This is a genomic window from Paraburkholderia sp. NMBU_R16 (assembly GCF_013282575.1).
Taxonomy (GTDB): Bacteria; Pseudomonadota; Gammaproteobacteria; order Burkholderiales; family Burkholderiaceae; genus Trinickia.
In genome coordinates this window covers 1-5,127 of sequence record NZ_JAAAYE010000118.1, presented here as the reverse complement: position 1 = coordinate 5,127, position 5,127 = coordinate 1, and the positions used below count along the sequence as shown (strand labels likewise).

General features: G+C 54.0%; 2 tRNA genes and 2 rRNA genes. All 4 read right to left on the bottom strand.

The features are described 5' to 3' along the window. Positions 1-16: 16 nt before the first annotated feature. Positions 17-2,900: ribosomal RNA gene (locus GWC77_RS26800) — 23S ribosomal RNA — on the bottom strand. Positions 2,901-3,202: 302 nt separating this feature from the next. Beyond that, positions 3,203-3,278, bottom strand: a tRNA-Ala gene (locus GWC77_RS26795). A gap of 106 nt (positions 3,279-3,384) precedes the next feature. Beyond that, positions 3,385-3,461, bottom strand: a tRNA-Ile gene (locus tag GWC77_RS26790). Positions 3,462-3,524: 63 nt separating this feature from the next. Then, positions 3,525-5,055: ribosomal RNA gene (locus tag GWC77_RS26785) — 16S ribosomal RNA — on the bottom strand. Together the 16S and 23S rRNA genes with 2 tRNA genes alongside form the textbook arrangement of a ribosomal RNA operon. Positions 5,056-5,127 lie beyond the last annotated feature (72 nt).

Sequence of the window (5,127 nt, the reverse complement as noted above, 5' to 3'; positions counted from 1 at the left end):
AAAACGCTCCGGTTATAGGATCAAGCCGTACGGGCAATTAGTATCGGTTAGCTGAACGCATTACTGCGTGTACACACCCGACCTATCAACGTCCTGGTCTCGAACGACCCTTCAAGGGGATCAAGTCCCCGGGGATATCTCATCTTAAGGCGAGTTTCCCGCTTAGATGCTTTCAGCGGTTATCTCTTCCGAACATAGCTACCCGGCGATGCCACTGGCGTGACAACCGGTACACCAGAGGTTCGTCCACTCCGGTCCTCTCGTACTAGGAGCAGCCCCCTTCAAATATCCAACGCCCACGGCAGATAGGGACCAAACTGTCTCACGACGTTTTAAACCCAGCTCACGTACCTCTTTAAATGGCGAACAGCCATACCCTTGGGACCGGCTACAGCCCCAGGATGAGATGAGCCGACATCGAGGTGCCAAACACCGCCGTCGATATGAACTCTTGGGCGGTATCAGCCTGTTATCCCCAGAGTACCTTTTATCCGTTGAGCGATGGCCCTTCCATACAGAACCACCGGATCACTATGACCTGCTTTCGCACCTGCTCGACTTGTCGGTCTCGCAGTTAAGCACGCTTATGCCATTGCACTATCAGCACGATTTCCGACCGTACCTAGCGTACCTTCGTACTCCTCCGTTACGCTTTGGGAGGAGACCGCCCCAGTCAAACTGCCTACCATGCACTGTCCCCGAGCCCGATTCAGGGCCCAAGGTTAGAACCTCAAACAAACCAGGGTGGTATTTCAAGGACGGCTCCACCGAAACTAGCGTTCCGGTTTCATAGCCTCCCACCTATCCTACACAGATCGGTTCAAAGTCCAATGCAAAGCTACAGTAAAGGTTCATGGGGTCTTTCCGTCTAGCCGCGGGGAGATTGCATCATCACAAACACTTCAACTTCGCTGAGTCTCGGGAGGAGACAGTGTGGCCATCGTTACGCCATTCGTGCAGGTCGGAACTTACCCGACAAGGAATTTCGCTACCTTAGGACCGTTATAGTTACGGCCGCCGTTTACCGGGACTTCAATCAAGAGCTTGCACCCCATCATTTAATCTTCCGGCACCGGGCAGGCGTCACACCCTATACGTCCACTTTCGTGTTTGCAGAGTGCTGTGTTTTTATTAAACAGTCGCAGCCACCAGTTTATTGCAACCCCTTCACCCTTTGCGCGCAGGCGCATCAAGCTACCAGGGCGTACCTTATCCCGAAGTTACGGTACCAATTTGCCGAGTTCCTTCTCCCGAGTTCTCTCAAGCGCCTTAGAATACTCATCTCGCCCACCTGTGTCGGTTTGCGGTACGGTCATCATGAGACTGAAGCTTAGAGGCTTTTCTTGGGACCCCTTCCGATTGCTTCGCAGCTTTAAGCCGCTCGCGCCACACCCTTGAATTACGCGCCCGGATTTGCCTAAGCGCCTTCTCCAATGCAGCGACCGGGACGTCCAACACCCGGACAACCTTCCGCGATCCGTCCCCCCATCGCATCTCACGACGGTGCAGGAATATTGACCTGCTTCCCATCAGCTACGCATTTCTGCCTCGCCTTAGGGGCCGACTCACCCTACGCCGATGAACGTTGCGTAGGAAACCTTGGGCTTACGGCGAGGGGGCCTTTCACCCCCTTTATCGCTACTCATGTCAGCATTCGCACTTCCGATACCTCCAGCATCCTTTACAAGACACCTTCGCAGGCTTACGGAACGCTCTCCTACCATGCGCACTTGCGTACGCATCCGCAGCTTCGGTATATGGCTTAGCCCCGTTACATCTTCCGCGCAGGACGACTCGATCAGTGAGCTATTACGCTTTCTTTAAAGGGTGGCTGCTTCTAAGCCAACCTCCTGACTGTTTTAGCCTTCCCACTTCGTTTCCCACTTAGCCATATTTAGGGACCTTAGCTGGCGGTCTGGGTTGTTTCCCTCTTGACACCAGACGTTAGCACCAGATGTCTGTCTCCCGTGATTGCACTCTTCGGTATTCGGAGTTTGCTATGGCGAGGTAATCCGCAATGGACCCCTCAACCATGACAGTGCTCTACCCCCGAAGGTGATACACGAGGCACTACCTAAATAGTTTTCGGAGAGAACCAGCTATTTCCAGATTTGTTTAGCCTTTCACCCCTATCCACAGCTCATCCCCTAGTTTTTCAACACTAGTGGGTTCGGTCCTCCAGTACGTGTTACCGCACCTTCAACCTGGCCATGGATAGATCATCTGGTTTCGGGTCTACGCCCAGCAACTGAACGCCCTATTCGGACTCGCTTTCGCTACGCCTGCCCTAATCGGTTAAGCTTGCTACTGAACGTAAGTCGCTGACCCATTATACAAAAGGTACGCCGTCACCCCTTACGAGGCTCCGACTGTTTGTATGCATGCGGTTTCAGGATCTATTTCACTCCCCTCCCGGGGTTCTTTTCGCCTTTCCCTCACGGTACTGGTTCACTATCGGTCGATCACGAGTATTTAGCCTTGGAGGATGGTCCCCCCATCTTCAGACAGGATTTCACGTGTCCCGCCCTACTTGTCGTACGCCTAGTCCCACCACACTGTTTTCGCTTACAGGGCTATCACCTGCTATGGCCGCACTTTCCAGAGCGTTCAGCTAACAGCACAGCTAACTCGTACAGGCTCTTCCCATTTCGCTCGCCACTACTCTGGGAATCTCGGTTGATTTCTGTTCCTGCGGTTACTTAGATGTTTCAGTTCACCGCGTTCGCCTCTCGCAGCCTATGTATTCAGCTGCGGATACTCCATTCGGAGTGGGTTTCCCCATTCGGACATCCCCGGATCAAAGCTCGTTTGCCAGCTCCCCGGGGCTTTTCGCAGGCTACCGCGTCCTTCATCGCCTGTGATCGCCAAGGCATCCACCACATGCACTTGTTCGCTTGACCCTATAACGAGAGCGTCTCTTTACTCCACATGGGAGGGGATTCGCCACCGCTACAGGTTTGAGTTCTCGCGTTTGCCGTATTCCAAGTGAACTTTCGATCACTTTTCATACTGATACAATCACTACCCTGATATCTTCCACGTCCATCTCATAGACGCTTCCAATATCCATTACTACTTCTTCCAGATTGTTAAAGATCGACAGTCGATAACTACATCGCGCTGACTGGCTCAATCGCCAATGACAAATGTTCGACTCACGCGAGAACTTGCCGCTCTCGCTCAAACACTTCCCATTAAGGATTGGTGGAGGCAGACGGGATCGAACCGACGACCCCCTGCTTGCAAAGCAGGTGCTCTCCCAGCTGAGCTATGCCCCCAGCATAACCAATTTGAGACTCAGGACATCCCGTCGCTTACTCCACCGCTTAACTCCCTTCGGGAGTCGCCCCCTCGTAAGCGCTAAAGCGCTAACGATGGCGGGGATGGTGGGTCTGGTTGGATTCGAACCAACGACCCCCGCCTTATCAAGACGGTGCTCTAACCGACTGAGCTACAGACCCCTGAGTCTGTCAATCTTCACAGTCGATAAGCGTGAGCACTTAAGCTTTGAGCGTTCGCTCGAGAAAGGAGGTGATCCAGCCGCACCTTCCGATACGGCTACCTTGTTACGACTTCACCCCAGTCATGAATCCTACCGTGGTGACCGTCCTCCTTGCGGTTAGACTAGCCACTTCTGGTAAAACCCACTCCCATGGTGTGACGGGCGGTGTGTACAAGACCCGGGAACGTATTCACCGCGGCATGCTGATCCGCGATTACTAGCGATTCCAGCTTCATGCACTCGAGTTGCAGAGTGCAATCCGGACTACGATCGGTTTTCTGGGATTGGCTCCCCCTCGCGGGTTGGCAACCCTCTGTTCCGACCATTGTATGACGTGTGAAGCCCTACCCATAAGGGCCATGAGGACTTGACGTCATCCCCACCTTCCTCCGGTTTGTCACCGGCAGTCTCCTTAGAGTGCTCTTGCGTAGCAACTAAGGACAAGGGTTGCGCTCGTTGCGGGACTTAACCCAACATCTCACGACACGAGCTGACGACAGCCATGCAGCACCTGTGCGACGGTTCTCTTTCGAGCACGACCACCTCTCAGCGGCCTTCCGTCCATGTCAAGGGTAGGTAAGGTTTTTCGCGTTGCATCGAATTAATCCACATCATCCACCGCTTGTGCGGGTCCCCGTCAATTCCTTTGAGTTTTAATCTTGCGACCGTACTCCCCAGGCGGTCAACTTCACGCGTTAGCTACGTTACTAAGGAAATGAATCCCCAACAACTAGTTGACATCGTTTAGGGCGTGGACTACCAGGGTATCTAATCCTGTTTGCTCCCCACGCTTTCGTGCATGAGCGTCAGTATTGGCCCAGGGGGCTGCCTTCGCCATCGGTATTCCTCCACATCTCTACGCATTTCACTGCTACACGTGGAATTCTACCCCCCTCTGCCATACTCTAGCCTGCCAGTCACCAATGCAGTTCCCAGGTTAAGCCCGGGGATTTCACATCGGTCTTAGCAAACCGCCTGCGCACGCTTTACGCCCAGTAATTCCGATTAACGCTCGCACCCTACGTATTACCGCGGCTGCTGGCACGTAGTTAGCCGGTGCTTATTCTTCCGGTACCGTCATCCACACACCGTATTAGGGCACGTGTTTTCTTTCCGGACAAAAGTGCTTTACAACCCGAAGGCCTTCTTCACACACGCGGCATTGCTGGATCAGGGTTGCCCCCATTGTCCAAAATTCCCCACTGCTGCCTCCCGTAGGAGTCTGGGCCGTGTCTCAGTCCCAGTGTGGCTGGTCGTCCTCTCAGACCAGCTACGGATCGTCGCCTTGGTAGGCCTTTACCCCACCAACTAGCTAATCCGCCATCGGCCGCCCCTTGAGCGCGAGGCCCGAAGGTCCCCCGCTTTCCTCCATAGAGCGTATGCGGTATTAATCCGGCTTTCGCCGGGCTATCCCCCACTCCAGGACACGTTCCGATGTATTACTCACCCGTTCGCCACTCGCCACCAGGGTTGCCCCCGTGCTGCCGTTCGACTTGCATGTGTAAGGCATGCCGCCAGCGTTCAATCTGAGCCAGGATCAAACTCTTCAGTTCAATACCTGTTACTGTTTTCGACTCTTTACGAGTCGGTCGCTCACTCAACGTACTGACGTGTTTTCGATTCCA